We start from the raw sequence: 1,445 nt of genomic DNA, 5'->3' as shown, positions 1-1,445 counted from the left end.
GGCCGGGGCGGGTGTGGGCGGCGCGGCCGGGGTGACCGGCGCGGCGGCGGCGGGCGCCGGGGCCGGCTGGTCGTCGACCGAGACGCCGAAGTCGGTGGCGATGCCGGCCAGGCCGTTCGCGTAGCCCTGGCCGACCGCGCGGACCTTCCAGGCGCCGTTGCGCTGGTAGACCTCGACCACGATCAGCGCGGTCTCCCGGCCGAGCGCCGGTGAGGTGAAGGTGACCAGTACCTCGCCGGTGGCGGCGTCGCGGACGGTCGCGGTCGGCTCGATGCCCGCGAAGGTGGCGCCGGCCTCGTCGGGGCTGGCGGTCACCACGATCTTGCTGATCCCGGCCGGGACGGCGGCGGTGTCGACGATGATGGCGTCCGGGCTGCCCGCGGCGGCCGGGCGGTGGGTCACCCCGGGCCCGTTGGGGGCGTTGTAGAAGACGAAGTCGTCGTCCGAACGGACCTTGCCGGCATCGGTCAGCAGCAGGCCCGAGACGTCCAGCGCCTTGGGTGCGGTGACCTCGACGGTCACCCGCGCGGCGGTCAACGGGGCGTTGCCGCCTTGGGTCAGGACCGTGGACACGAACTCCTCCTGGGAATGACGTGGTGCGGGGCCGGCCCCGGCGGTGGGGCGGCTGTGCCGACTGGCGACCACAGTAACGAACGAGGTCGGCCGGATGAGCCCGATCGGGCCGCTGACCTGTCGGGTTGTCCGACCGGAGCGGACCGGAGCGGACCGGGCCGGACGGCGGTGGTGCGGTGGTGCCGTGGCCGGTCAGCGGGCGGGTGCGGGCGCCAGTACCGGTGGGGATGCCGGCGCCGGTACCGGTGCTGGTGCTGTGGGGCTGGGGCGGACGTCGGTGCCGGTGCCGGTGTCGGACGGCGCCGCGAAGGTGCCGAGGGCGGCGACGGCGCGCGGCCGGTCGATCCCGAAGGCGCTGGCCTTCCAGGACTCGCTGCTCCGGGGTGCGGCGCGGCGCGGTGCGGGCGGGCGGATGCCGAGCACGGCGAAGGTGTACCGGCCGGGGCGGACGTCGGTGCCGGGCGGGGTGGTGAAGCGGTACACCGCCGCGCCGCGCTCCTGGTGGGTGGTGACCACGGCGCCGGCCAGGTCCGTCCAGACGGTGCCGGACCCGGGGGCCAGCGCGCCCGGGGCGAGCCGGAACTCGGCCTGGAGCGCGGTGAGCGGCTCGGCGACGGTCAGCGTGAGCAGGTGACGGGTCCCGTCGCGGCCGAGCGGCTGGACCAGGGCCGCGCCGGCGAGCGCCAGGTCGTCGGCGTTGTCGGTGCCGCCCTTCCCGCCCTTGTCACCCTTGTCGCCCTTGTCGCCGGGGCCACTGGCGCCGCCGGTGCCGCCCTTCTCGCCGGCCGTGTCGGTGCCGCCGGTCCCGGGGTCGGCGAGGATCTCGCCGGGCCGGTCGGGCGGGGGCGGCGTCGGGGTGCCGGGGACGGGGC

At 77.2% G+C, this 1,445-nt stretch carries 1 protein-coding gene and 1 pseudogene; both read right to left on the bottom strand.

Annotated elements, in window-relative coordinates:
* Positions 1-561, bottom strand: a 561-nt coding sequence (locus ADK60_RS22600) for a TerD family protein (RefSeq protein ID WP_199839724.1), incomplete at its 3' end; no start/stop codon positions are given.
* A gap of 204 nt (positions 562-765) precedes the next feature.
* Positions 766-1,445 (bottom strand): annotated as a pseudogene (locus tag ADK60_RS22595) (hypothetical protein); the annotation flags it as partial.

The organism is Streptomyces sp. XY431, from assembly GCF_001279805.1.
Lineage (GTDB): Bacteria > Actinomycetota > Actinomycetes > Streptomycetales > Streptomycetaceae > Kitasatospora > Kitasatospora purpeofusca.
This window is presented reverse-complemented; position numbering and strand designations above follow the sequence as displayed.